Source organism: Pseudoalteromonas sp. P1-11 (assembly GCF_001399995.1).
Taxonomy (GTDB): Bacteria; Pseudomonadota; Gammaproteobacteria; order Enterobacterales; family Alteromonadaceae; genus Pseudoalteromonas; species Pseudoalteromonas atlantica.
Genome location: NZ_LJSP01000004.1, coordinates 124187 through 149436 on the forward strand (window position 1 = coordinate 124187; position 25250 = coordinate 149436).

The window sequence follows — 25250 nt, forward strand, 5'->3', positions numbered from 1 at the left end:
TAAGCTATGCAATGAGCTTACGCTGTATTAAGTATGCGCTTAATACCGGAGTAGGGTTATGAGCACGAAAGCTAAAAGGCATATAGACCCAGCATTAGCACAAGCTAGGCGAGAGCAGGTGCTGAGTGCTGCCTCAGAGTGTTTTAAACGCAAGGGATATCATGGCGCAGGCATGGCCGAAATATCCCGTACGGCTGGCATGAGCGCTGGGCATATATATAACTACTTTGAAAGCAAAGAGGCAATAATTGAAAGTATTATTGCTAAAGACATGGAAGAAATGTTTTCTATCTTTCAGGAGTTTGAAGATCACCCAGGTGATGTTCTACAAGCGCTTATAGATGGCTTAAACATTGGTGTACAAAGGCATATGGATACCGGTGCCTGTGTGGTTGATTTAGACATGATGGCGGAAGCGGGTCGCAATAGTAAAGTGGCCTCGCTTTTACGAGATATGGATATTCAAGCACGGGGGCGCATGCGCCAACTACTCACCAGTGAACGTAGTGCACTTAAAGACACTGATGAACACGAGCTTGAAAGCCGCATTAACGTTATTTTTTCGATGATGGCGGGGTTACTGCTTCGTAAGATGCTCTACCCTGAACTCACCGAAGAAACGGTGTTAATCGCGCTAAGGCCTGCGATGAAAACCTTGCTAATGCCGTTTGATAAAACCAAGTAATAGAAAACTAAAAAGCGAGTCAAACGACTCGCTTTTTTAATGCTAAATACGCTCTACGCACCACAATAGTGCCATTGCAGCGATAGCAAGGGAGCCAATTGGCATCACCCATTTTATGTAAATAGGTTTATTGCGCATTGTTAGTAACACCGGCAGTGCAATACACAGTATACTCAGCTGCCCAAGCTCTACACCTAAGTTAAACGCTAAAATGCTGAGCAATTGATAATCGCTCGAGAGCCCAAGCTCACCAAGTACACTGGCAAAGCCCATTCCATGTAACAAACCAAACGCAAAAGTAAGCCAGCCAAGGCGTAATATAACAGGCCATACATTGTTTAAAGCCGCAAATAATACCGAGATTGCAATACCTAGCTCTACCCAGCGGCTACTTGGCGAAACAAGATTAAGAGCCGTAGCAGTAAGGGTAAGTGAATGCGCAAGGGTAAACGCAGTCACAATCCACGCAGTGTGCTTAATAATGTGCTTTTTACTTGCTATTGCCTGCCAGTGACTTTCAGTGCGTGTTAAAACGCAGGTTAAAAGTAGTGCGATTAAAAATAAAATATGGTCAATGCCAATCCAAATATGTAACACGCCTTGATAAACATATTGGTTAAAAGTCGTTAAATAACTCGATTGCCCAGTGGTAAAAGTGTGTTGTTGCTCATCTATAGTGAAAACCCGCGAAACCTGATTTACATTTACAATAACTTTGTGGTTTGCGTCTTGGTTAAAAAAAGCGCGGTACGTTAACGTTACATCTGCATCAGTGTTACAGCTAAAAACTAGCGGCAACACTAAATATGCTTCATTAAAATGATCATCTAATTGGTAGTTATCGGTAATTGTTAATGGGCAAGTTTGCTCATTTTGTAAAACCGATAGAGTATTTTTGGCATAGCGATTAATAGCTGGCTTTTGTGATTTTAATTCGCCCCAGCTTATTTGTGTGTCTTGGTTAACATCAAGCGCAACTTGTTGTTCTAAATCGCTAATATTTATTTGCCAGGTGCCTGTGTATTGCTTTTCGTTATCGGTATTATCCAGCGAAATGTAGCTTGTGCTCAACTGATGTGCTTGCACGCTAAAGTTGGCAAATAGCGCAACTATAAATAAAACAAATAACGCGTTTATTTTACTCATAAAGAATCCCTAACCATCGTATTTGCTTGGCTTAGTAAGTGTTTATCTGTACTCATTTTTGCTTGCTGCCAATTTATATTTGCCCAGTATTGTGCCTTGGCTTGGTTTGCTTGTACATGAATATAGTAGTTAGCTAAGTCGTTGGCATGGAAGGTATCTTGGCGTTGTTCACGTAATTTTACGCGCTGTTGCATGAGCGGTTGCCACACCGTATTAGTGTGCTTATTACTGCGTTTTTCAGCTATGGCTAACTTGAGCAAAATAGCGTCTTCAAGCGATGAGTGGCTATTGGCAAGTTTACCGAGTGTATTAAGCACTTTTTCAGGGTTGTTTTGCTGCAGTTGAATATCGGCCCACAGCACAATAAGGCTCACCGGGGCTGTGTTTAAATCAATATTATTTATATGCTGCTGCGCACGGGTGAATCTATTAAGTCTAAACGCCATTTCGCTGAGCACATGTTTTGTCGCTAAGCTGCTGTTTTTGTTTTGCGTAAGCTTAACTAACGCGTGATAACTTTCACTAAGTTTGCCCTGTTGGCTTTGTACATCTAGCACACACGTGCTGGCCGTTAATAGGCTGGTGTTACCAATTAATGCCACGCAATGGCGCTTAGCTTGTTCAAATTTGCCTTGTGTCATCAACATATTAGCGAGTAATAAATGGGTGTTTACATGATCTGGCTGGGTTTTTAATACGTTATTAGCAACGACTATGGCACGCGAAAACGCATGCTCCTTTTGAAGCACCCGTGCATATAAATAACCGGTTTGTGCAGTTGCAGAAGCGGTATATAGGTTTTTTAAGCGTTTTTTTAATACACCTTGATAGCGCTCTGTTTGGCCTATGTATTGGCTATTAAGCACCAGCGCAGTGAGTTGCTCAAGGGTTAAATTAGCACTTAATGTTGCATTGCTTGAGGCAATAATTGCGTTATCTTTTGGGGTAATTGGTTTTGCAAGCACGTTATTTACACACAGTGCAGCGCAAAAAACAAAGAGCATTTTTTTATAATGACTGCGCATTGTTTTATCCTCTTAAAAAAGCCATCCATGGCCATCAGCTTAATTTACTTACTGAGTTAGTTACCAGAAGCGCCTGATAAAATACCGCTTACGTCTGTGTCTGTATTGATAAAGACACGTCCGTTGGTAGATAGCGGTTGCGCAGTGGGGCTTTGGTTAAATGCATCGCTTGCAAATTGTGCAAAGTCCACTTGCAGTGCTTCAATGGTTATATTTACCGCTGCAGTCACTTGCTGGTTAACACCGTCTGATACACCAAACATAAAGCTGTCGCTACCGGTTGCTTCTTTGTTTGGGGTATAGGTAAAGCTGCCATCGCTATTTACTACAGCGTTACCTAATGTCGGCTGCGAAGTTAATGTGTATGTTAATGTATCGCCATCAGCATCGGTGGCCACTAACATGTCGTTAATTTCAACTTCTGTTTGTGTAATTAACATTGCATCACTAGCACTGGGCGCAGAATTTACAACCGGTGTGGGTTGTTTGTTATCATCATCACTGCTACACGCGCCTAGTGCCAAAGCGCATAACAATATACTGCTATGGGTAAGGTTTAAATTACGCATACGTTACTCCTTATTTAGAGCCTGCAAGTGGGGTGGCTAAGTATGGGAAAGTGGCATCCATCATGCTTGCATCAACTGGAGCACCATCAGTGAATGGCACTGTACCTACATCAGCATCCTCTGGTGTACATAGACCTAAGTCGGTGTCTTCACCATTTACAGGAATAGGATGACATAAACGCCCCATTACCACGCGAAGTGCAATATCAACGACATCGTCACCTGGACGGCGCCCGTTTGGAAAACCTGCTAAATCATCACCGGCTACACCAAATGCAGACTGATCAGTTTGTGCTGTGGCTGCAATTGCAGTATTTAAACGTAGCATTTCTGATGGCGTTACGGTGGCTTGTTGGTTTACCCCTGCAAAACCAGTTAAAAATGCGGTGATTAAATCAGTACGTGGAAAGTTAGTTGGAGCAAGAGTTTCTAAATTAGCGCCAAGTGTGGTATTTACTGCATCTTTAAATAAAATATTTAACAGCTCTGGTAAAGACGGGTGCGAAACGTAATCTAAAAACTGTGCATCGTCTTTAGGGTGAGCCGTTGAGAAGGTATCTTTGTCTTTAATACCAATAACAAGCTCATTAACTAATGGATTACCTAAGCGTGAAACCTGCGTTAATGCACCGCCATTTACCGCGTTATCTGCAAATTTAGCGTTAGGGTTTAAAATGCGTGCTTGAGGTAGGCTCGCTGTTGTCCATGAACCAATTACGCCGTTGCCTTCACCTACAATACAGCTTTTAGGCATTTCAACTGCAATTGAGGTAACGTTTTTATCTACGAGGTCGTCATTCTCACTGCTTTGTGTAATCCCTCCAGGGAAACCACCGCCATCCCCAGCACCTGGCGCACTATCACCTTCAACGGGAACGTAATTTACTAAATCGAATGTTTTACCTAAGTTAACGACAAATGGGTCTTTGCGCTGACCAACAAATACTTTGGCCATACTGTCACAGCCTGGTACCGAAACTTGATAAACAAACTGATCTGCATAGGTTTGGTAATCAGCCATTGAACCAAATGTTTTGTCACCAATATAATCAAGCGGTTTATTAAACGTGGTTGAACTGGTGGTGGTATTACTTAATGCTGTACTGGTACCCGTGCGTTGTGGACCGCTTATCATGCTGAGTGTGTATGACTCGCTAAAATTAGCGGCGCTATCATCACCTGCTGCTACACCACCAACGTTTTTAAGAGGTACAGATACAGTACGCTGATTATCTTCTGGGCCAACGGTTAATTGCACGCCTTGATTATCGTTTGGCAGCATACTGGTAAAATTAAAAGCAAAGGTAATATCCTCAACTGCATCACCGTCGTTATCAATATGAATACTGTAGGTTGCATCTGGGTCCATAGCAAAGTAGTTAGGGCCGCCGTAGGCATCTTGTAGAGGAATATAGTTGGCAATAAATGTAACGTAGTCGTCTCTGCCTGCTTCATAACTATTAAATACATAAAAGTCGGTAGAGTCTAAGGTTGGAAAGCGGCTAATGTTCGGCGCTTCACGGTGACTTGATGCCTCGCTAGAGGTGCTTACTAAGGTACTGCATACTACTACTGCGAGTATAGATGGAGTTAAAGCTTTCATGACTTTTTCCTTTAGTTTTGATTGGAGTCATAACTAATAACGAAACAAAAAGCACAATGGATGCAAAAAAGTTAAATATTTTTTTATTTTGTTAATAAAGGGGTGTTTAACGTTCAAGATTAAATTTTCAGCAGGCTGTTTTGCATTTAGATAAGGAAGTGATAAGAGAGTGTTAAGGGGCTGAAGCGGTTTGGTTTTATACTTATTACAGGGGGTGTATGCAATTAAAATAACGCAGCAGGTATTGAGCACACAATATGATAAGCATCGCACTGCGATTAAGCCTACTTTAGTTTAATCAAATATTAATGGTTACCCAAGGTAAATAAAAAGGTTGGCCAAACAAAGTTTGACCAACCAGTCGCGTTTATTTAGTTATAAAATAACTAAATCTGTCGTGTACAGTACTTGTGTTGGTAGGCCGTTTGGCGAGCCACCTAAAGGCTCTAAGCTAACAGCGAGTAGGGCAATGTCTTGTGCCTTAAAGCGCGTGCCTTTGAGTAACTGTTTTTCACCGTTTTTAGGCAGTAGACCCAACGAAATTGGCGTGTCTTGCCCTTTTAAAATCATCCACAGCTCGTAGTCTTTATCGGTTTGCGCAACGAGTTTATCACTGGCTTTAACCGATAATGTTTGCTCATCTACGTTAATAAACCACAGTGATTGCTTATCTTGGTTTTGTACTAAAGCAATTTGTTGGCTGTATTGGGGCTGAGTTGTGGGCTGAATAACCAAAAATGCTAAGATAATACAGGCAGCTGTGGCTATAAATGACCAATTGCGCCACAGCGATGTAGCTGGTTTGATCACCGTTTTAACGGGTTGGTTGGTGTGTTCTAATGTATTTAAAATATTCTTCCACACTTGCGCGCTGGGTGTTTGAGGCGTAATTGCACTGGCTAAATCATTTAAATTTTGCTCCCACATTATAGTGGCTTCTCGGGCTTGCGGTAAGCTGAGCATTAAGCGTTGAAAACGTTTTCGTGCCAGGCCTTTTAAAGTACCTAATACATACTGCCCTGCTAAAGCATCAAGTAATTCTGGTTTATTATAATTCATAATGTTAAACACCTCTGCAACTGCTGCAAACCACGCCTGATCCAGCTTTTAACTGTGCCTAAGGGCGTTTCTATGTGATTGACTAACTCACCATGGCTTAGCCCTTTGTAATAGGCTAAATGAATGGCTTGTTTTTGTTGGGGATCAAGTTGCTCAATACAATTAACAAGTTTGGTTTGTTCGTCGTAACTAACATCGACTGCTTGTTCGTCGTATTCATCATCACCCATTGCCTGCTCTTTTCTTACCTTGTGATAACGCAATGCATCTAAGCTGCGGTATCTCACAATGCTTATCATCCAGCTAATAACTGTGCCTTTAGATGAATTGTACTCTGACGCGTTATGCCAAATTTTTATAAATGCCTCTTGCAGTACTTCTTCTGCGTGCGCGCGGTTTGAAAGCATATTTAAACTAATCGCAAAAAGCTTTGCGCTTGTTTGCTGATACAAATCAGCAAACGCGGCTTTGTTACCCTGTGCTGTTTTACACAAAAGGGGAAGTAAATTGTCGTTTTCCATAAGGTTCCTGTTGTTTTTATTATTACCGAGGTGTGTTGAGCTTCGTGAATTAACAATTGTTTTATTTAAGCGCAATTTAATCGCTTTGAAATAGAGATTAAACAGGCTGTTATAAATTTAACCAATAAAGATAAACACACTCTCAATAAACGTGTGAAAAGAGTGATTGGATGCAAAAACTTTTAAGCTGACATTTATATTAGCTGCTGTACACATTGAAACAAGTTTTAAATATAAACAGTTACCTTTGAGTAGTGAGAAAAAATGACCGATTACTGTGTAAAAAGCGCCTAATATGCGAATACAGCTAAAGCTAGCTACTTTTATTTATTTTATATCAGTTACTTAGTGTTGTTTTTGTTCCTAAAAAACAACTTTTGTTGGCGTGTAAATTGCTACTACACTTATACACAGCTGTAAAAAATGTGCCAAAACAGTAAAAATAAAGGAGAAAATATGTGGGCTGCAACGAGTTATTTAATTTTAGCGTTAATTTTTATATTTATAGGGTGGGAGGTTAACTCGGTATATTTTGCAGTGGTATTTTACTGGAGTGCATTGTCGTTAATTCTTGTCAGTGGTGCTTACATTTTTAATTTGGCGAAAATTTTTAGAAAGCGTGAAAATGGTGTTATTCCATTTTATATTCGCTGGGCATTTGTGCCTTTTTTACTGGGTGTTCAAATTTACAATGCGTATTCTCGCAAGCACGATAAAGTCCCTCCCATTCAAAAAATTAACGACCATTTATTTTTAGCATGCCGATTGTTCCCCTCTGATATAGATACGTTAAAAGAAAACGGCATAACGGCAATATTAGATGTAACGTGTGAGTTTGATGGCTTAGAATGGAGCTCTACACAAGAAAATATTAGCTATTTAAATATTCCGGTGCTTGATCATAGTGTGCCTACCCATTCGCAATTAAACCAAGCCATTAACTGGATACATCATCATATTAAAGAAGACCGCCGCGTGGTAGTTCACTGTGCACTGGGCAGAGGGCGTTCGGTATTTGTTATGGCAGCGTATTTACTGAGCCAAGATAAAAACGCCGATGTTCACCAAGTGCTCGCGCAAATAAAAGAAACCCGCGAAACCGCAAATCTTAATAAGCATCAGCTTCGTCATTTAGCAAAGCGACATAAAAAGGGCGAGCTAGTTATTAAAAACAAAGCCGTTATTATTGCAAACCCTGTGTCGGGTACCAAAATGTGGCAAGACAAAGAGCATTTAATAGTGGCTAGGTTGTCGGCGTATTATGATTTAGAAGTATTAACCACCACCAAAGAAATAGACGGTATTGAGCTTGCTAAACAAGCCATTAAAGATAAGCCAGATATAATAATTGCCTGTGGCGGCGATGGAACCGTGACAGAAGTAGCAAGTGTGTTGGTAAACACTCAGTGCAAGCTGGGTATTATCCCTATGGGCACAGCCAATGCATTAGCGCATGTGCTTATGGGGATTAGTTCTAAAATCATTCCTGTTGAGCAGGCCTGCGATCTTATTATTGATGGGCAAACCCAAACAATTGATACGGCCTATTGTAATGACGAGCTTATGCTGTTGTTAGCTGGGATTGGTTATGAGCAATCAATGGTAGAAAAAGCAGATAGAGACTCAAAAAACGAATCGGGTCAGCTTGCCTATTTAAGTGGTTTTTTTCAGGCATTTAGTGAGCAAAAAGCGCAAACCCTATATGTCACCCTTGATGATAATCAAACGCAGGAAGTAAATACAAATAGTTTTATTGTGGCTAATGCTGCGCCATTTACTACGTTATTAGCCCAAGGAGGTGGTCAGCCCGATCACGAAGATGGCCTATTAGACATTAATTGGCTGCTACCTAGTGATGAAAACACCACCCGCGTGCTAAGCATTGCTGAACTTATGTTTAGTAGTATTACACAAACGCATTTAGCAATTAGCTCGCATCATACCAACGCTAAAAAAGTAACGATAACCGCAGACGAAGAAATTAAGTATGTACTGGATGGTGAAATTAAAACAGCGGATACGCTTACTATTACAGTTGACCCCGCCTCGTTAAAAGTAATTAGTAAGGAGCTATAAAATACAAAATGCACGTATTTAACGTGCATTTTTGTGTGTTACTTTTTAATGCTTGGCCAAACAAACCCACTGCTGTCGCTTTGGCTGGCTGGCTTAGGGCGCTGAGCGCTTTTGGGTTTACGCAGCGGCTTGTTACTTAACGTATGTAAGTAGAGAGCTTCAACTTTATCGCGTGCCCAAGGGGTTTTACGTAAAAATTTTAAGCTTGATTTAATACTCGGTGAGTCGGTAAAACATTTAATGTTTACTTGCTCGCCCATGGCTTTAAACCCTAAGCGCTGCTCAAGCTCTACTAAAATTTGTTCTAACGTTACCCCATGAAGAGGATTTTTTGGTTGATTATCCATAGCCATACTACTTATTTAAACTGTGCGCATTGTAGCGTAAATCCTCTTTTAGCGCTAATTGACCGTAATGGTTTTAGGCTTTGTGGGATAAACAATATTGCCTTTTTTATCTAATTTTAGCCAAATTAGCTCACTGTTATTATGCTGTGGGTTATTAGCTGCGCACACTAAGGTAAAAGTATGTACTTGCACCAGCGCGCCTTCACTATAACGTTTGTTGTCGTACCAACAAATATCACCATTATTAATAATCTCATTAGCGTCAATAATAGAATGGGTTTTGACTGTTTTTGCATAACTGCTAGGGGCCAAAGTGAACGCAATTAAAAAAATAAATAAAACCATAATATGACGCATGAGCGACCTCGAATTTTGATAGTTTAAAAATAGTACACACGATTAAAAAACATGCTAGGGTAAGTAATAGCGTTAAACAACACTGACTTAAACACACAATTATAAAAAGGTGAACACATGCAATTTAATCAAACAATGATAGATGAATTTACGTTATTAGCTAAATTTCCACGTGAGAGCAAAATGCAAGGGATTAAGTTACATTCGGATGCTGAACCAAGTTTATTAAGCGCGGCGCAAAGGTTGTTTGATAAAGGCGTGATAGACAGCCCAGATGGCGGCTATTTAACCGAACTGGGCCTTGATTTAATAGAGCACGTGAGTGTTATTCACTGCGCATTAAAAAGTTAAACTGCATCGCGCTGATTTTGCGGCGCGGCGTCACTAAAAGCGGGTAATGCATTACAACGTGCATAAATGGCTGCAATTTTTGGATACGCAGCCATATCTACATTAAAACGCAATGCATTAAATACCTGTGGCACTAAGCATATATCAGCGAGAGTGGGTGTATTGCCTACGCAAAACTCATTGTTTTCACTTAGCATCATTTCAATTTTTTCAAATCCAAGCTCTACCCAATGCCTATACCAGGCGGCTTTAGCTTGCTCGTCTACACCCAATTCGTTGCTTAAATACTTCAGCACTCGTAAATTATTTACTGGGTGAATATCACATGCCACTGCATAGCTTATATTACGAATTTGCGCTTTTTGCCATGCAGTGCCATAAATTAACGGCGTTTGCGGATAGCTTTCATCTAACCACTCTAAAATAGCCAGTGATTGAGCTAATACGCCTTCGTCCGTTTCAAGAGCAGGAAGTAAACCTTGCACATTTTTATCTAAGTAAGGCTGCGCTAGCTGTTCCGATTTAAGTAAATTAACGAATTGCATATCATGCTCAATGCCTTTTAAATTAAGTGCTATGCGTACACGGTATGCGGCAGATGAGCGAAAGTAGCTGTATAGTTTCATTGTTATTATTCCTCGCCTGTAAAATGTTTTGTGATACTACGCCAGCACTGAGTGTAATTAGTTTGGCGCTCTTTTCCTTCAAGGGCATATTTAGTGGGCGATATTATGTAACGAGACTCGAACATAAAGGCCAACGTGTTCTCATATTTTTGCGGTGCAAGCTCAGCGTTAGATGCTTTTTCGAATACCTCGGCTTCAGGCCCATGTGGCGACATACAATTGTGCAAACTAGCGCCTCCTGGTACAAACCCGTGCTCTTTTGCATCGTAAACCCCTTCTATTAAGCCCATAAACTCACTCATAATATTGCGATGATAGTAAGGAGGTCTAAATGTATTCTCTGCCACCATCCAACGCGGTGGAAAAATTACAAAATCTACATTTGCCATGCCTTCAGTGGCTGAAGGGGAGGTAAGAACAGTAAATATAGAAGGATCTGGGTGGTCAAAACTCACGGTATTAATAACATTAAAACGTGCTAAGTCGTATTTGTACGGTGCGCTGTTACCGGTCCAAGCAACTACATCTAAAGGCGAGTGTGTGATAGGGCAACTAAATAAATGACCGTTAAATTTAGTGACTAATTCAAAGCTACCTTCTTTATCTTCAAATGCAGCAACAGGGTATTTAAAGTCTCTGTCGTTAGCGTAGCCATTTGCACCGACGGGGCCGCGCTCGGCAAGTTCAAATGCATGACCATAGTTTTCACAAATGTAGCCACGTGCGGTTTCATCAATTAAATCAACCGAGAATTTAATCCCGCGAGGAATGACGGCAATTTCCCCCGGCTTTACTGTGAGCTTTCCACATTCGGTGTGTAATAACAGTTCGCCATGCTGAGGCACAAACAACAGCTCACCATCGGCATTACAAAAATAACGCCCTTGCATAGAACTGTTAGCAACATAAACATGAATACCCATACCGGTTTGCCCATTGGCACTGCCATTTGCAGCCATGGTAATTAAGCCATCAATAAAATCAGTGGGCTGTGTGGGAATATCAATAGGGCTCCAGCGCATCATTGTAGGGGGCGTAATTGCTTCAGTTATAGGCGCTGTTCTTATTAGTGCGTTATCTATAGCGGTGTATTCACCTTGTACCACCGATGGGCGAAGGCGGTACAGCCACGTGCGACGATTAGCGGCTCGCGGGGCGGTAAAGGCCGTGCTGCTAAATTGCTCGGTGTATAAATTGTACTTCACCTTTTGTGGGGTAAATTGCCCAACAGGCAGTGCGCCGGGTAGCGCTTCGGTTTCAAACTCATTGCCAAAACCGCTCATGTAGTTTATTTCGCTGGCCATATTTAGATCCTGTGAGAGTGACATTGTTTTATCTTTCTAGGGCCTGTTTATCTTTCGAAGTTGAATTTGCAGCAGTCTGTTTGGGAATTAGGCAAGGCAGAGCTTATGCAGTGTGGTTGTTCCCCATAAATAGGCGATAACGTAGCATAAATGCCAAACAGGCGCTGCCCGAAGGGTTCTGCCTAGGGGCCATTTACTCTTTGTTGCTCGGTTTTTACTTAGCCCACTAGGTTACAAACCTCGCGCCGCGATTAAATGGCCCCTAGATTGAACAAATTTCAATCCTGAAAGGTCAACAGGCCCTAATTAGTTTAAAGTACTCTCAAGTGAGAGTAATTTCAAATGGGCGCATGTTTTAGCCTGTAAATAAAAATGCACAGTTTTCACAGTGTGTAAATGCGATGAGAAAGTAATAATGGAAATAGATCTAGAGCAGTTTTTGCCCTATCAGTTAAACCAAATGGCAAATCTTATAAGCGATGATTTTGCGCGTGTTTATCAGCAAAAATACAACTTAACCATCCCTCAATGGCGGGTGTTGGCAAACTTAGCACAATATGGCAAAAGCAATGCAAAAGATTTATGTACACAGGCCAATATGGATAAGTCAACGGTTTCGCGAGTTATAAAATCATTGCTGCAAAGAGGGTATGTAGAAGCACAACTAAATCAGCAAGATAAGCGAGTAACGCAGGTTATGTTAAATGAGCAGGGCAATGCAATTTACAAGCTCATAGCACGTGATGCACAAAATTGGGAAGGGCAATTAGCTGAAAAATTTAGTAAGCAGCAACAAGTCCAATTGCTAAATTTACTAAAAGAGCTTAAAGGTGCCTTATAAAATCAATCCGCAATAATACTTAATCATTTTGAGGGGATAAATAGATCATTTAATTAAGCTGGTTGGTAAAAAAAGCCCATCAAAAGATGGGCTTTAATTAGTCGTTTTTTACACTAATGCGATTAGAAAGTGTAACGAACACCTACACGCATTTGCCATAATGACGCATCAGATTGTACTGATGTATTTGCGTTGTTTTCATTAAAGCCTGAGTAAACGTAACGGCCTTGCTCATCAATCGTTGTAGAAATCATGCTAGCGCCAACGAAAGGACCTTTTTTAAGTACGCCCCAATCATCGTTTAATAGGTTAGTTAAGTTATCAATTACGAAGAACGCTTCACCTTTATGGCCATCCATAAAGCCTGGTAATTCTTGAGTAACTTTAAAGTTAAATTTAACAAACCAATCTGAGTTTTCAGCATTACGGCCAGTGATTTCACCACGCTCTAAACCGTTAGACGCGATAAAGTCGTTAAACGCGTTAATTTCATCAGCGCTCATGTCGTAAACAACGTTAGGATCGTTTTCAAGTGGTACGTAAAGTAACTGACGGTCACCATTCCAGTTAGCATCGCCCCATACATTTTCGTCGCTACCATCAAATGTGTAGCTGTATGGTAAGCCTTTGTATGCTTCACCGTATAGGTTAAAGCGAGTAGCAAAACCATCAACAAACTCATGCGTGTAGCCAAGCGTCATAGTAAAACGATGTGGGATTTCGTAATCTGATGATGCAACACCAGGGTTACCAGGATCCGTTAGCGCAATATTACCGTAGTTTGAGCCCGCAACAGAGCTTGTCATTGGGTTAACATCGTCTGAATCTGTGTATGCGTAACCAAAGTTAACGCTTACGCCATTGTCAAACATTTTGCTTACAGCTAATGAAATAACCGATGAATCACCGCTATCACCACTTACATTTGTAAGAAGGTATTCACCATCACGGCCTTCGATTGACTCGTAAATAGGACGACCATCAAATGTAGTTTCGCCCGAATCCTGAAGTGCGATGTCGCGCATTAAGGCAGCATCTTTCTTCTTAGAGTATAAGTAATCAAGTGAAATAACATACTCGTTTTCAGTTGTGTATGTTGCACCGATTGAGTATTTCCACTCTGAAGGAATTTCAAAGTCTGGGTCAACTGCATTTACTGTAGCATCACCTGAGCCAATTACAGTGTTAGCAACTTCATCAAACATCTCTTGCGGTACTTCAAAACCAGGCGCGCCGCCATTTACGTTTGGCGTGTTGAATAAATCAACCGAGCTGCGGAATGTACCGATGTTTGTAATACCATCGTTAGAGTAAGAGTTAGATAACCAAACATTTGGGTTACCACCAGAGAATAAGCCAACACCAGCACGAACTTCTAATTCGTCTGTTGCATACCACTGGAAGCCAACACGTGGTTGAAGTAAATCAATACCATCAAACGTGCTTTGGTTACTAAATCCATAGCGGTCAGTATAGTTTTGGTTAAAGTTTGGTACGTCATCACTTGTGTATTTATCGTAGCGTAAACCAAATGTGATGTTTGCATCTAAGTCTGTAAATGCATATTCGTCTTGAACATAAAACGTATGCTGAGCGTATGAGAAACTTGCAGCCGCATCGTTAGGATCATTAGTACCGGCAGCATTGTTGTAGTAAACAGCGTTTGCGATACCTTGCTCAAATAAATCAATACCCGTTACGTCTGAATCTCTTTCGTTATAAAAACGGTACTCGCCTTCAGTATGTTGTACGAATAAGTTAAATACGTCTAACTCTTCAAACTCATAGCCAGCTGTAATGGTATGTTGGTCAAGGTAGTAAGTACCCGCTACTTTAAATGTAGTGGTATCGTAATCTAAATCATTTGATTGACGAGAATCATCTGGACCAATGTAAACTGTACCACCGTTACCTGTGCTTATTTGCATTTCACCAAAGCTGCTTGCAGCATCAAGCGATTGTACCGTTGCGTCTAATTCTGATTTGCCAATACGAACTTCAGTTGAAAAATCATCTGACCAATCTGAATACACAGACGCGATAATTGAAGTAAATTCTGCACTTTGGTCGTAAAAGTGGTTTGATAGTGAAACACGGCTAGAACCAGTGTCTGACTGTGAAACTGTATTACCGTCGTTGTAGTTGTAGATTAAGTTTGCACGGTGATCTTCGTTGATGTTCCAATCTAATTTAACTAAGATTTTTTCATCTTCAACCGGCATACTTGAAGGAGTACCGCCTACGTCATAGCCATATACAGTTTGAGCAATGTTTGTAATACGAGCAATATCATCTGCAGTTACACTGCCGCTGCTTAAACCGTCGTAGTTAAACTGTTGCACACCTTCAAGCTTTTCGTATGAAGTGAATAAAAACAGTTTATCTTCGATTAACGGTAAGCCAACGTTAAAGCCGTAACGTTTTTCGGTGTAGTTACCGTTATCAACGTCTTCGCCTTCGATTTTATCGCCTTTTAATGAATCGCTTGTGTAATCATAGAAGATGCCACCGTGAACTTCATTTCCACCAGATTTTGTTACTGCATTAATGTTACATGAGGTAAAGCCACCGTACTGTACGTCAAATGGTGCTAGCTCAGCTGAAACCTGTTCAATTGAATCAAAAGAGAAAGGTGCACGAATAGTTGGGTAACCGTTAGAGCTTAAACCAAAGTTATCGTTCATACGAACGCCATCTAGCGTTAAGCTGTTGTAACGAGGGTTACCACCACCACAGTTGATTGAACCACGACTATCATCAATTGTGATACGCGGGTCAATACGAATGATATCTTTTAAATCACGGTTAATAGCAGGCGTGTTTTCAAGATCAGTTAAAGTAAATGTAGACGCTGGGCCAGTACCACCAGACATAGAGCTGATAGGTGCACCCGTTACTACAATTTGCTCCATGCTTGATTGTGGCTCAAGTGCAGCATTTACTGGGTAATCGTTACCAATGTTTAGGATAATATTATTAAATTCTTGATCAGCATAAACATCAGAATCAACGATTACCTTGTAAGGACCACCAACACGAAGGCCTTTAGCAGTAAAGTAACCTGCATCGTTTGCTTCTGTTGTTTTAACTGAGCCAGACGGTACGTGTAAAATTGTTATTTTGGTACCTGGAGCTGGGTTACCGTTTGGACCGGTAATTTGACCCTTAATCGCAGAGGTTGTTTCGTTGGCGAATGCAGCGCCACTTACACTTACACACGCAGCGATAGCAAGTGAGAGTGCTGTTTTTTGAAGTTTAGTCTTCATTTTCATTTCCCGTGAAAGTTATAATTAAATTGTTATTTTAAGTAGTATAAAGTCAGCAGTGTTGTTGAATTTATACTCTTGTAATATGCAAAATTAATTTGCACAATTTATACTTGTATACTTAACTAAATTTGGATTAATTACTTATTGTTATGTTACCGCCGTTATGTGACAGTATTATGAAATGCAAGCTTTATAATTCCTTTTACAATTAATTATTTACATTTTGTAATTAATACATTTTTAGCTGTATTATTTTAGCTATACTCCAGACCGTGTATAAACATAAATTAATTCCCGTGTGTAGGCTTTTTATTTATAGGTTGATTGTTATTTTATCGTTATTTTTAATTTTTTATTGTCATCTGACGAATCAAATAAATAGTTCAATACACCCGCAAGCCTAACGCCTGCTTTTTGCAAACGCTGCTTAACAAGCGGATTGTATTTGAAAACATAACTATAGCTCACTTCATCACTGGTTGAGGTATAAATATCTTCGGCCAGTTTGTGAGATTCCATCAGCCAAGTAGTAGGGCTGCTTTTTAAGTATGTTTTAATTAATGCTGCATCGTCGGTATCTATAAACTTAGCGTATTCAGTGTAAGCTAAGTTTTCATTTTCTATTAATCCAGTGTCCCAAAGGCTATGCAAATTGGTTTCGTTGTCAAAAAAATCAACTTTAATTAAATTACCGCCTCTATCTTCACTTCGCCCAGCATGAAATGGTTGATGGCTGTCGCCAACCAAGTGAACTAAAAACTTTAAAGCAAACTGTTTTTCATTAAGGGAAGAGGTAGATGACTGAAGTGTATTAATAGAGAAGTAAATACCTTCTAGAATATTTGTTACATCGTCTTTGCTGTGTGTATGTGCGTGATTTAGAGAAAGTGTTTTATTTTTAGGAAGGTTTATGTAGTGCCAGCGCGAAGATTTTTTACGCCAAAATAGTTCAGGACTAGATCGCATTTCATCTGCCCAAGTAGAAATTTGAGCTAGGGATTGTCCTTCTAATAGTGGCAACAAGTTATGCACTGTTTCGTCACTCAAATGTTGCTCTGCAATATGCCCAACAATTCGATGACCATTTTGACCCCACGCATACGCTTTAGAAGTTGTAAAAACAGCACCAATTATTAACGTTGTTGCTACGAGAGTAGCAATTTTAATGCGCATCAATGTTTCCTGCATTTATTTTTATTCACCTATTAGCTGGTGTAAACATTGTGATTGTTTTTGCTAAATATAGAAAGGAGTCAAGAGTATTCATTATTTCTTATTCATAATTGCATTAAATCAATAACTTACCTTTGATGGGTAAAATTACCTGTTGTAATAAGTAAATAATATTGTTCAAATAAAGCCTTAGGGTTGTTAGGTACATCTTATTGATGGGGTTTGGAAAGGTCATGTTACATAAACTGTCGTTTGTTACACTTTTGTTTCTGGTTATGGTTGCTGCATGGTCTGTTGGAAAGGTGAGCGTTAAAAGTGATGAAATAAATTTCCCAGAACTAATAAAAACGTCAACACAATGTTATACAACAGCCAGTGAAAACAAAAATCAGCTTATTGTATTTACGCCATCGCAAAGCGTGGCAGAGAAGCTTACAGAGTCTCTATGCCTTGATACCGTGGTAACGAAACAATACGGTTCAGTTAAAGGTTACTGGGGTGACAGTACAACGGAAAGCTTCGATTTTGTCGGCAAAGGGATTGCAGACCTCGTACTTGCAAAAAATAATATAATGGATGCCTTTAATGCAGAGCTAACTTATAACTATCAATCTGTGGTGGGCTTTTCTGATTACACCGCATTTTTTATCTCCTCAAAAGAAAAACCACGCTTAACAAAACAATACTTTTTAGATAAGCGTATAGGCTTATTAGATTACCCTACAAGCCGCTCTGGCCATATACTTCCAAAGAAAATGTTTAAAGATTTAAATATCAACTTAGCCAATCTAGATATTACTTACGCCAGTTCGCACAGCGAGCTTCGTGACTTATTAGCTAATGGGCAGGTCGATATTATTGCGTCTTTTTGGAAAGAAAGTGATGCTGCTCGTTTTTCAAAAAATTATATAACCCCTTTAAGTAATAAAATTTCAGGTTCGCGCTGGTATCTAAAAATGCAGCAAAACAATACAGACCTTTTATGTGCTGTACAGCGTCATATTCTTGATATGTCAAAGGAGCAAACACTGAGTTATTACAAAGAGGCGCAATCGTACTGGGATTGCAGTTCAGAGCAGGTAACAGCTAAAGATGAGAGCGTTAAAAATGGATAAGTATAAATATGTTTTTTTTGGCTGCGCTGTTTTTATTATTAACTGTTTAGTGTTTTATGTGTCTGTAATTAATGAGCAGAGTGACGCTATTAAACGCCAGGTTATTGAAACCGAAAAACAAGTTGCACTCGATTTACCGTTAATTGCGCTCTCTAATGAGCTTTTAAAGCACTCGGGTAACCAACATGCAGTGCAAGACTACTTATTAAAGCTCAACGGCTATTTAGACAATAACCTTCGCTTAGTTAAAATTGTGCCAAAATCTGCTAAACCTTTAACTTTAAAGCCAAACCAGTTTATAAGAACACTCAAGTCGAGCACTACCCATGTCTCTTTAGTGTTTGAGAAAAACGCACATTTTTGGTCAGAAAACAGGTTTTTGATTTGCTTGTTATTTTTAGTTTTGAGTATTTTATTTAGCAAATGGCTGAAGTCTATTATTGGTATGCCTGAAAATGCTAAAGGCCCAACACTAAACGCTGATACTGACTTAGGAAAACCAAAAGAGCTGGCATTGATCATTGATTTAAACACTAAAACACTCAGTAATAGTTATATGCCTGAGGCTACAGTGTGTTTAGCTAACAAACCGCTATGCTTTTATTTAGCATTAATAGAGTTTTGTCGTGATAATAAAGATGTTGTGCTAAATCAAAATAAATACGTGCCGGATGAGCTTATAGAGCTTGCTAACAAGTACTTTTATAGGTTGATTGAGCTTGGGCATACTATACGCAAGCGGCCAAATTTTAATAGCAGCTTAGAAAAAACACTCAGTGAGATTCGTGCAGCCCTAGACGAAGTCTTAAACGAACACCCTGATATGAAAGACATTTATTATCCGCCTAAAGCATATGGCGAGGGCTCTCGCTCACGTTTACACAGTTACGGTTTAATAAATATTGCAAAGGGAAACATAGAAATAAAAGGAAAGTAGTCAGCTACTTTCCTTAAACTTATCTTTTAATAACGTTTGTTATTTAGGTGCAAACTGCGCAGCTTTAAGTGGACTATTTTGCGAGACAAAGGTTTTAAGTGCCTGAGCATCGGTTTCATCTGTGCTAACAAACCCTTTGAGTTTATTAATAGCAGGGTAACCGTCACCACCTGATGCGTTATAGCTATTTAAACTCATACGGTAAGTTTTATTTTCATCAAGTGGCTTACCATCAATGAGTACACTGACTAATTTGCCATTTTCACGGGTAAACGCTAATTTGTGATATTGCAAATAGGCACCTGCATCAACAGGGAAGCTGGTCACTGTTTCTAAGTAGTTCCATAAATCACGCCCTTGCCAGTCCATGTAAGTAATGCGATTTTTAAACGGGTGTACTTTTAAAATATCTTTATAGCTAATATCGCCAGCTTCAATAGAGCTTCTTATTCCGCCACCACTAATAAGGCCAAAGTCGGCGCCAACCACATTCATTTGTGCCTGTATAATCACACGCGCTAAATTAGTTTGTTGGTAACGTACCTTGTTTCTATCGCCCTCTAAACGCGCATCAACACTGCCAATTTTACCTGCAATTTGTTTTGCGCCTTTTGCTTGGTAACTTGCTAAAAAAGCTTCTAGGGTCGGATCGGGTTTAATGTATTCGTTGGCTAATACTTGTTTACTAGACCCATCGGCTTGAATTTCATCAACATATAAATTAACTGGCAGCAATTTATAATCGAGTAGGGTGAGCTTTTCGTTTTCTAACTTAAGCTCTGCCTTACCCACATACTTGCCCCACTCATGTGCTTGCATAATCCATGTGCCGTTTTGCTGATCGGGCTTACACGCAAGACCGGGTTTAAAGTTATCGTCATTTTTATTTTTAGCTGCCATACAAACCGGCTCTTGCGAGTGACCACCAATAATCATATCTAAGGTATTAGCGGGTAAAGAGCGGGCAAGTGTGACATCGCCCGGGGCATTAATCCCAAAGTTTGCATCTACATAATGGCCCATGTGAGTAAGTGCAATAGTGATATCGGGGTTGTATTGCTCATTAATTTTTTTAGCGAGAGCTGCCGTCACATCAACAGGGTCTTTAAATTCTAAATGGCCAATATATTGTGGGTTAGCTATTTTAGCGGTGTCTGTAGTGGTAAGCCCTATAACCGCAATTTTTAAGCCCCCCTTTTCAAAAATTTTATAGCCTTGAAATGCGCTTTCCCCAGTTGCTTTGTCAAAAATATTTGCAGACAGTAAGGGAAAACTAGCCCATTGCTGCTGCTTAGCTAAAACGCTCAGTGGGTTATCAAATTCATGGTTACCAATTGCCATGGCGTCGTAACCGAGTAACGACATTCCCTTAAAATCAGGCTCTGCGTGTTGTAAGTCTGACTCAGGTATACCGGTGTTAATATCACCGCCAGAAAGCAGTAATACTGCATGGCCTTGCTGTTGAGCTTTGTTACGTAAAGCGTCAATTAACGTTTTACGCGCTGCCATACCATATTCACCTTTTTCGTTATGCCAAAAGCGCCCGTGATTATCGTTAGTATGTAATACAGTAATATACTGTGGGGCAGTGGAGGTGTTTAAAGGTGAGTTTGTACAACCTATAACAGATAAAATAACTGAAAATAAAATAATTATACGCATGAAATACCCATTTATTATGGTGTGCTTAATTTATTAGGCGGTTAGTTTAAACTAATTTAGCGATAAATAACGTACTTATTTTATACTTTTTTATATTCGATTTTTAAAAGTAATATTAAATTATTAAATGCTTTTACACAAAGCGAATACAGCGAGTGTTATTTAAAAGAATATGTAATGAAGTGTAACTAAAAGGGTGTTAATTGTAGTTGTGCCTTCTAAATGCTTTTCCTTGGCGTATAGTGTGGATTGGTATTAACACTTAATTTAAATAACAATAACAAAAAGGACTCATAATGAAAAAGTGCCTGATTGGCTCACTACTTGCGTTTTCGTGCTTTACTAGCCAAGCCACTATTGTTGAAATGCAAACTTCGCACGGGGTGATAGAGCTTAACTTGTTTGATCAACAAGTCCCCAATACGGTTGCTAACTTTTTAAGTTATATTGAAGATGACGCGTATAACCAAACCGTAATACACCGCTCAGTCAGCGACTTTGTAATACAAGGCGGTGGCTTTACATTTACCGACGAATTAGTGCCAATAACTACCAAGCCTGCTGTTGTTAATGAGCCTGTTTTATCTAATGTGAAGGGCACAATCGCGATGGCTAAATTAGCCAACGATGAAAACAGCGCAACGAGCCAGTGGTTTTTTAATATGGTTGATAATAGCGAAGCGCTTGATACCCAAAATGGCGGTTTTACAGTATTTGGGCAAATTACAGCGCAAAGCCAAGCTACGCTCGATAATATTGCTGGATTGGTACACTGCGGCGATATCCCATTGGTTGATATAACCAGTGAACAATGTTCAAGTAGCGATGTCGCTCTGAGCAGCGCTAACTTTGTAACTATTAATAGTGTGGTGGTATTAGATGACGACCCGCTTTCATCTGCCAACTTAAACCCAGCAGCCAATACATTAATAAGCCAAGACGATTCATCAGCAGAGGCTGGCTCATCAAGCAGTTCGGGTGGGAGTATGGGTGTTGGTTTTTGCTTAATTGCACTGCTTGGTGTGGGTAAATGCTTAAAACGCGCTAAATACTAATTATGTGTTAAACAGTAAATAAAAAAGCGGCTAATTAAGCCGCTTTTACTAAAATGCTAAAATTCGCCAAACAATCGCGAGCCATAAAGCAAACACACTGGCGCAGCCTAGTAAAAAAACATTAAATCGCAGTCTTACATTATTACTGCCAATATGAATAACCGTATGCACAATACGCGAAATAACAAATAAGCACGCAAGCGCAGTAATTAAGTAGCTAGCGCTGTTAAGTTGCAATGCAACAATACAACCGATATAAAAAAGCACTGGTATTTCAAACTGATTGGTAAAGTTTCTATCTGCTACGCGTACGGTATCGCCTGCGTTATCAAGGCGCATGGTTTTAAAATCGCTCAACTGTAATTGTTTGTTTTTTGCAGCAGCAAAGCGTCGCTTGCCCATAATTAGCATTACAACGAGCGATAACGTTACTTGTGCAAACATGGCGAGTATTATTATTTTTTCCATCCTATTTCCTTCGTTATTATTTTACTGACTTTAAGTATGCAGGTGTTTTTCACAATGTGTTACATAAATTAGTATTATTTTGTGGTAAACCCTTAATTGTTAGTGTTAATTTAGCTCTATTACGTTGTTTTGACCGCATCCTAAGCGCAATTTTAATGGAAAAACAAAATGAAAAAAATTCTTGGTTTTAGCGTCATCGCTTTAGCAGTTTTAAGTGGCTGTACTAATACATCATCTACCTCATCGGTTGCTAGTTCTTCGCAAAGCTCCTTACTCTCAGACACATTAGTTGTAAGCCCAAATGATACGCGCGAATATAAAACCCTTACCCTCGAAAACGAAATAGAAGTCATTTTAGTCTCTGATCCAAGCGCTGAAAAATCAGCAGCATCGCTAAGTGTAGGCGTAGGCTTACTACACGACCCTATGATGCAGCAGGGTATGGCACATTACTTAGAGCATATGCTTTTTTTAGGCACAGAGCGCTACCCCGATACAAAAGGCTACTCTGACTTTATGACCAAAAATGGCGGGGTAAATAATGCGTATACCTGGCTCGATATTACAAACTACATGTTTAAAATTAATAACGATGCCTTTGATGAAGCGCTAGACCGTTTTGCTGATTTTTTTAAAGCCCCTAAGCTGTACCCTGAATATACAGATAAAGAAAAAAACGCTGTAAATGCCGAGTGGTCAATGCGCCGCGAAATGGACTTTTTTGGCCAGTTTAAACTTGCCCGTAAAATGATGGGCGATCACCCGGCAAATCGCTTTTTAATTGGTAACCTAGAAACGCTAGGAGACAAAGAAGGCAGCCAATTACACAAAGAAACGGTCGACTTTTACAATAAATACTATTCATCTAACATTATGAAAGTAGCGCTTATTTCAAACTTGCCAATTGAGCAAATGGAGCAAAAAGCAAAAACTTATTTTGCCGATATCAAAAATAAACACATTGAAAAGCCAACCGTTACCGCAGAGCTTGATTTTGATAAAGCCGGTGGCAAAAAAGTATATTACTCACCTAATGAAGACGTAAAACAGCTGCAACTTGAGTTTACTATTAATAACAACAGCCGCGACTTTGCGGTTAAACCTAACCGTTATGTCAGTTATTTATTAAGTAATGAAATGCCAGGTAGCCCGGCACAATTACTACGCGACAAAGGCTGGGTATCGCAATTAACAGCGTCTCCTTCTCCTAGTCAGTACGGCAATTACGGCGCGCTTACTATTTCGCTAGAATTAACCGATGAAGGCATGAAAAACCGCGAAACAATTGTCGCAACTATTATGCAATACATTGAACTGATTAAAAAAGAAGGTGTAGATGCTAAGTACTTTAATGAAATTCGTACATCACTTAGCAATCAATTTAAGTTTTTAGAAAAAGGCGATGAGTTTAGCTATGTCAGTGCGCTTACTGGCAGCATGCAAGATTACCCATTAAATCATGCCATTGATGCGCCTTACTATTATGCCAAATTTGACGCAGAGGCGATAAACGAGGTACTTAAGCAGTTAAATGCCGATACGTTGCGCGTTTGGTATATTTCGCAACAAGAAGAAACCGACTCGCAACTGCATTTTTATGATGGTAAATACCGCATAGAAGATATTAGCGATGCCGAAATTGCCAGTTGGAAAACATCAAGCGAGTTTAAGCTTGCTTTACCAAGTGTAAATAACTTACTACCTGAAAGCTTCGCGATTAAAACAGCTGAGTTTAAAGAGCAAAAACACCCTGAACTGGCTTACGATAAAAACGGCGTAAAAGTATGGCGCCAAGCAAGCCAAAAATTTGCTGCCCAGCCAAAGGGGTTGGTTGAGGTATATATTAATACCCAACCAGGCTTAAATGATATTAATGCTGAAGTACTTTACTCAGTATGGGCCGACTTATATAACATTCAACAAAGCCAACTAAGCACCGAAGCCGCCATTGCCGGCATGAGTGTAAACCTTGCGCCAAGTAATGGTTTAGTTTTATCAATGAGTGGCTTTACCGATAAGCAAGATGTACTTTTAAAACAAGCGCTAAGCGGGTTAAAAGCCGACGTAACGGCACAAGCATTTACCCAAGCCATTGATCGCTACAAACGTGGCTTGTTAAATCAGCAAAAGCAATTTCCGTATGCACAAGCATTTGGCGCCTACTCAAAACTTATCCGCACAGGCAGCTTTGATACAGAGGCACTGATAAAAGCGGCAGAATCGTTAAGCGTTGCCGATTTAAACAAGCTAAAAACAGCCACATTTGCCACCAACGATTTACGTGTATTTAGCTACGGTAATTACAACCAACAAGATATAGAATCGATAGCCACTGAGTTAAGTGCCACTTTACCAAGCAATCATACATCGAGTGAGTTTGCGCGTAGTAAAGCATGGTTACCACAGCCAGGCGAAACGCGAGTATTGCAAAAAGATATTGATGTGGCCGATGTGGCAGTAGTTGATATGACCGTTCACCCAGTGCCAGGGTATAAACAAAAAGCGCAAGCTGCGGTGTTACAAAGCCACTTTAGAACCATTGCATTTGATAAAATGCGTACCGAAGAGCAACTTGCATACGCCGTAGGCGCGCTGGCTCGCCCAATAGAGGATTACTCGGCAATTGGCTTGTTTATTCAAACACCTGTTAAAGGACCAAAAGAAATACAGGCACGTTTTGATCAATTCAAAAAAGAGTACGCGGTAGAGCTTGATAATATGAGCTTAGATACTTTTGCTCAACTTAAAAATGCCACGCTTGTATCACTAAAAGAGCAGCCTAAAAACCTAAGCGATGAAATGGGGCCACTTATTACCGATTGGTATCGTGAAAACTTTAACTTTGACTCTAAGCAAAAGCTAATTGATGAAGTTGAAAAAGTAACGCTTGAAGATATTAAGCAGTACTACAAACAAACTATGTTAAACCCACAAGCCGCACGTTTAAATGTGCAGTTACGTGGTACTAAGTTTGTAGAAAGCGACTTTGCTGATTTACCAAATCAAACCAAAATTCAATCGCTTGAAACCTATTACAATGGTATTAAACTACAAAAATAAG

22 protein-coding genes are annotated in these 25250 nt (G+C 39.9%); 8 read left to right on the forward strand and 14 right to left on the reverse strand.

Annotated elements, in window-relative coordinates:
• The first annotated feature begins 58 nt into the window (after positions 1-58).
• Entirely contained in the window at positions 59-685 is a 627-nt protein-coding gene (locus AN390_RS08750) for a TetR/AcrR family transcriptional regulator (protein WP_024031928.1), read from the forward strand.
• Positions 686-727: 42 nt separating this feature from the next.
• Here AN390_RS08750 and AN390_RS08755 read toward each other — a convergent pair whose 3' ends face one another.
• The 6 genes from AN390_RS08755 to AN390_RS08780 form a co-directional block, all read right to left on the reverse strand.
• Positions 728-1831 (reverse strand): HupE/UreJ family protein, encoded by a 1104-nt coding sequence (locus tag AN390_RS08755; RefSeq protein ID WP_055253944.1) that lies wholly within the window; start codon positions 1829-1831, stop codon positions 728-730.
• Positions 1828-2856, reverse strand: a complete 1029-nt coding sequence (locus AN390_RS08760) for a hypothetical protein (protein ID WP_055253946.1) — start codon at positions 2854-2856, stop codon at positions 1828-1830. The genes AN390_RS08755 and AN390_RS08760 overlap by 4 nt, the downstream gene beginning before the upstream one ends.
• A 56-nt stretch (positions 2857-2912) precedes the next feature.
• Entirely contained in the window at positions 2913-3425 is a 513-nt protein-coding gene (locus AN390_RS08765; protein ID WP_055253949.1) for an Ig-like domain-containing protein, read from the reverse strand.
• Between the two features lie 10 nt (positions 3426-3435).
• Positions 3436-5028 (reverse strand): DUF4331 domain-containing protein, encoded by a 1593-nt coding sequence (locus tag AN390_RS08770; protein ID WP_029771656.1) that lies wholly within the window; start codon positions 5026-5028, stop codon positions 3436-3438.
• Between the two features lie 375 nt (positions 5029-5403).
• A complete protein-coding gene (locus AN390_RS08775; RefSeq protein ID WP_004588746.1) occupies positions 5404-6087 on the reverse strand; it encodes an anti-sigma factor domain-containing protein in 684 nt (227 codons plus the stop codon).
• Positions 6084-6608 (reverse strand): sigma-70 family RNA polymerase sigma factor, encoded by a 525-nt coding sequence (locus AN390_RS08780; protein WP_024031922.1) that lies wholly within the window; start codon positions 6606-6608, stop codon positions 6084-6086. Before AN390_RS08780 ends, AN390_RS08775 begins: the two co-directional genes overlap by 4 nt.
• A gap of 456 nt (positions 6609-7064) precedes the next feature.
• Here AN390_RS08780 and AN390_RS08785 point away from each other — a divergent pair, with 456 nt between their 5' ends.
• Complete coding sequence (locus tag AN390_RS08785; RefSeq protein ID WP_004588744.1) at positions 7065-8684, forward strand: diacylglycerol kinase family protein; 1620 nt, start codon at positions 7065-7067, stop codon at positions 8682-8684.
• A gap of 38 nt (positions 8685-8722) precedes the next feature.
• On the opposite strand, the gene AN390_RS08790 is transcribed toward AN390_RS08785, so the two are convergent.
• Both AN390_RS08790 and AN390_RS08795 read right to left on the reverse strand, forming a co-directional pair.
• Positions 8723-9031 carry a VF530 family DNA-binding protein gene (locus tag AN390_RS08790; RefSeq protein WP_004588743.1) on the reverse strand — a complete coding sequence of 103 codons (309 nt, stop codon included), beginning with the start codon at positions 9029-9031 and terminating at the stop codon, positions 8723-8725.
• Positions 9032-9085: 54 nt separating this feature from the next.
• Positions 9086-9388, reverse strand: a complete 303-nt coding sequence (locus AN390_RS08795; protein ID WP_055253951.1) for a DUF1496 domain-containing protein — start codon at positions 9386-9388, stop codon at positions 9086-9088.
• Positions 9389-9505: 117 nt separating this feature from the next.
• Between AN390_RS08795 and AN390_RS08800 the strand changes: the two genes are divergently transcribed.
• Positions 9506-9739: a TIGR02647 family protein gene (locus AN390_RS08800; protein ID WP_024031920.1), complete on the forward strand. Its 234-nt coding sequence runs from the start codon at positions 9506-9508 to the stop codon at positions 9737-9739.
• On the opposite strand, the gene maiA is transcribed toward AN390_RS08800, so the two are convergent.
• Together maiA and hmgA are read right to left on the reverse strand one after the other, a co-directional pair.
• A complete protein-coding gene (gene maiA / locus AN390_RS08805) occupies positions 9736-10365 on the reverse strand; it encodes a maleylacetoacetate isomerase (protein ID WP_024031919.1) in 630 nt (209 codons plus the stop codon). The genes AN390_RS08800 and maiA overlap by 4 nt on opposite strands.
• A gap of 5 nt (positions 10366-10370) precedes the next feature.
• Positions 10371-11669, reverse strand: coding sequence for a homogentisate 1,2-dioxygenase (gene hmgA, locus AN390_RS08810; protein WP_055253953.1), 1299 nt, complete (start codon positions 11667-11669; stop codon positions 10371-10373).
• Between the two features lie 415 nt (positions 11670-12084).
• On the opposite strand from hmgA, the gene AN390_RS08815 reads away from it, so the two are divergent.
• Positions 12085-12510, forward strand: coding sequence for a MarR family winged helix-turn-helix transcriptional regulator (locus AN390_RS08815; RefSeq protein ID WP_055253955.1), 426 nt, complete (start codon positions 12085-12087; stop codon positions 12508-12510).
• A gap of 122 nt (positions 12511-12632) precedes the next feature.
• Here the strand turns inward: AN390_RS08815 and AN390_RS08820 are convergent, their stop codons facing one another.
• Complete coding sequence (locus tag AN390_RS08820; RefSeq protein ID WP_055253958.1) at positions 12633-15776, reverse strand: TonB-dependent receptor; 3144 nt, start codon at positions 15774-15776, stop codon at positions 12633-12635.
• A 330-nt stretch (positions 15777-16106) separates the two neighbouring features.
• Entirely contained in the window at positions 16107-16952 is an 846-nt protein-coding gene (locus AN390_RS08825) for a S1/P1 nuclease (RefSeq protein ID WP_055253961.1), read from the reverse strand.
• Positions 16953-17185: 233 nt separating this feature from the next.
• Between AN390_RS08825 and AN390_RS08830 the strand changes: the two genes are divergently transcribed.
• Together AN390_RS08830 and AN390_RS08835 are read left to right on the forward strand one after the other, a co-directional pair.
• Positions 17186-18067, forward strand: coding sequence for a hypothetical protein (locus AN390_RS08830; RefSeq protein ID WP_004588735.1), 882 nt, complete (start codon positions 17186-17188; stop codon positions 18065-18067).
• Positions 18060-19004 carry a hypothetical protein gene (locus AN390_RS08835; RefSeq protein ID WP_055253962.1) on the forward strand — a complete coding sequence of 315 codons (945 nt, stop codon included), beginning with the start codon at positions 18060-18062 and terminating at the stop codon, positions 19002-19004. Before AN390_RS08830 ends, AN390_RS08835 begins: the two co-directional genes overlap by 8 nt.
• Before the next feature lie 39 nt (positions 19005-19043).
• Here the strand turns inward: AN390_RS08835 and ushA are convergent, their stop codons facing one another.
• Positions 19044-20666 carry a bifunctional UDP-sugar hydrolase/5'-nucleotidase UshA gene (gene ushA, locus AN390_RS08840; protein ID WP_055253964.1) on the reverse strand — a complete coding sequence of 541 codons (1623 nt, stop codon included), beginning with the start codon at positions 20664-20666 and terminating at the stop codon, positions 19044-19046.
• 296 nt (positions 20667-20962) lie between these two features.
• Between ushA and AN390_RS08845 the strand changes: the two genes are divergently transcribed.
• The gene (locus AN390_RS08845; RefSeq protein WP_055253966.1) at positions 20963-21721 is read left to right on the forward strand and encodes a peptidylprolyl isomerase; all 759 of its coding nucleotides are present in this window, start codon (positions 20963-20965) and stop codon (positions 21719-21721) included.
• 48 nt (positions 21722-21769) lie between these two features.
• Here AN390_RS08845 and AN390_RS08850 read toward each other — a convergent pair whose 3' ends face one another.
• The gene (locus AN390_RS08850) at positions 21770-22189 is read right to left on the reverse strand and encodes an MAPEG family protein (RefSeq protein ID WP_054981846.1); all 420 of its coding nucleotides are present in this window, start codon (positions 22187-22189) and stop codon (positions 21770-21772) included.
• Positions 22190-22357: 168 nt separating this feature from the next.
• Here AN390_RS08850 and AN390_RS08855 point away from each other — a divergent pair, with 168 nt between their 5' ends.
• Complete coding sequence (locus AN390_RS08855) at positions 22358-25249, forward strand: insulinase family protein (RefSeq protein WP_055253968.1); 2892 nt, start codon at positions 22358-22360, stop codon at positions 25247-25249.
• Position 25250 lies beyond the last annotated feature (1 nt).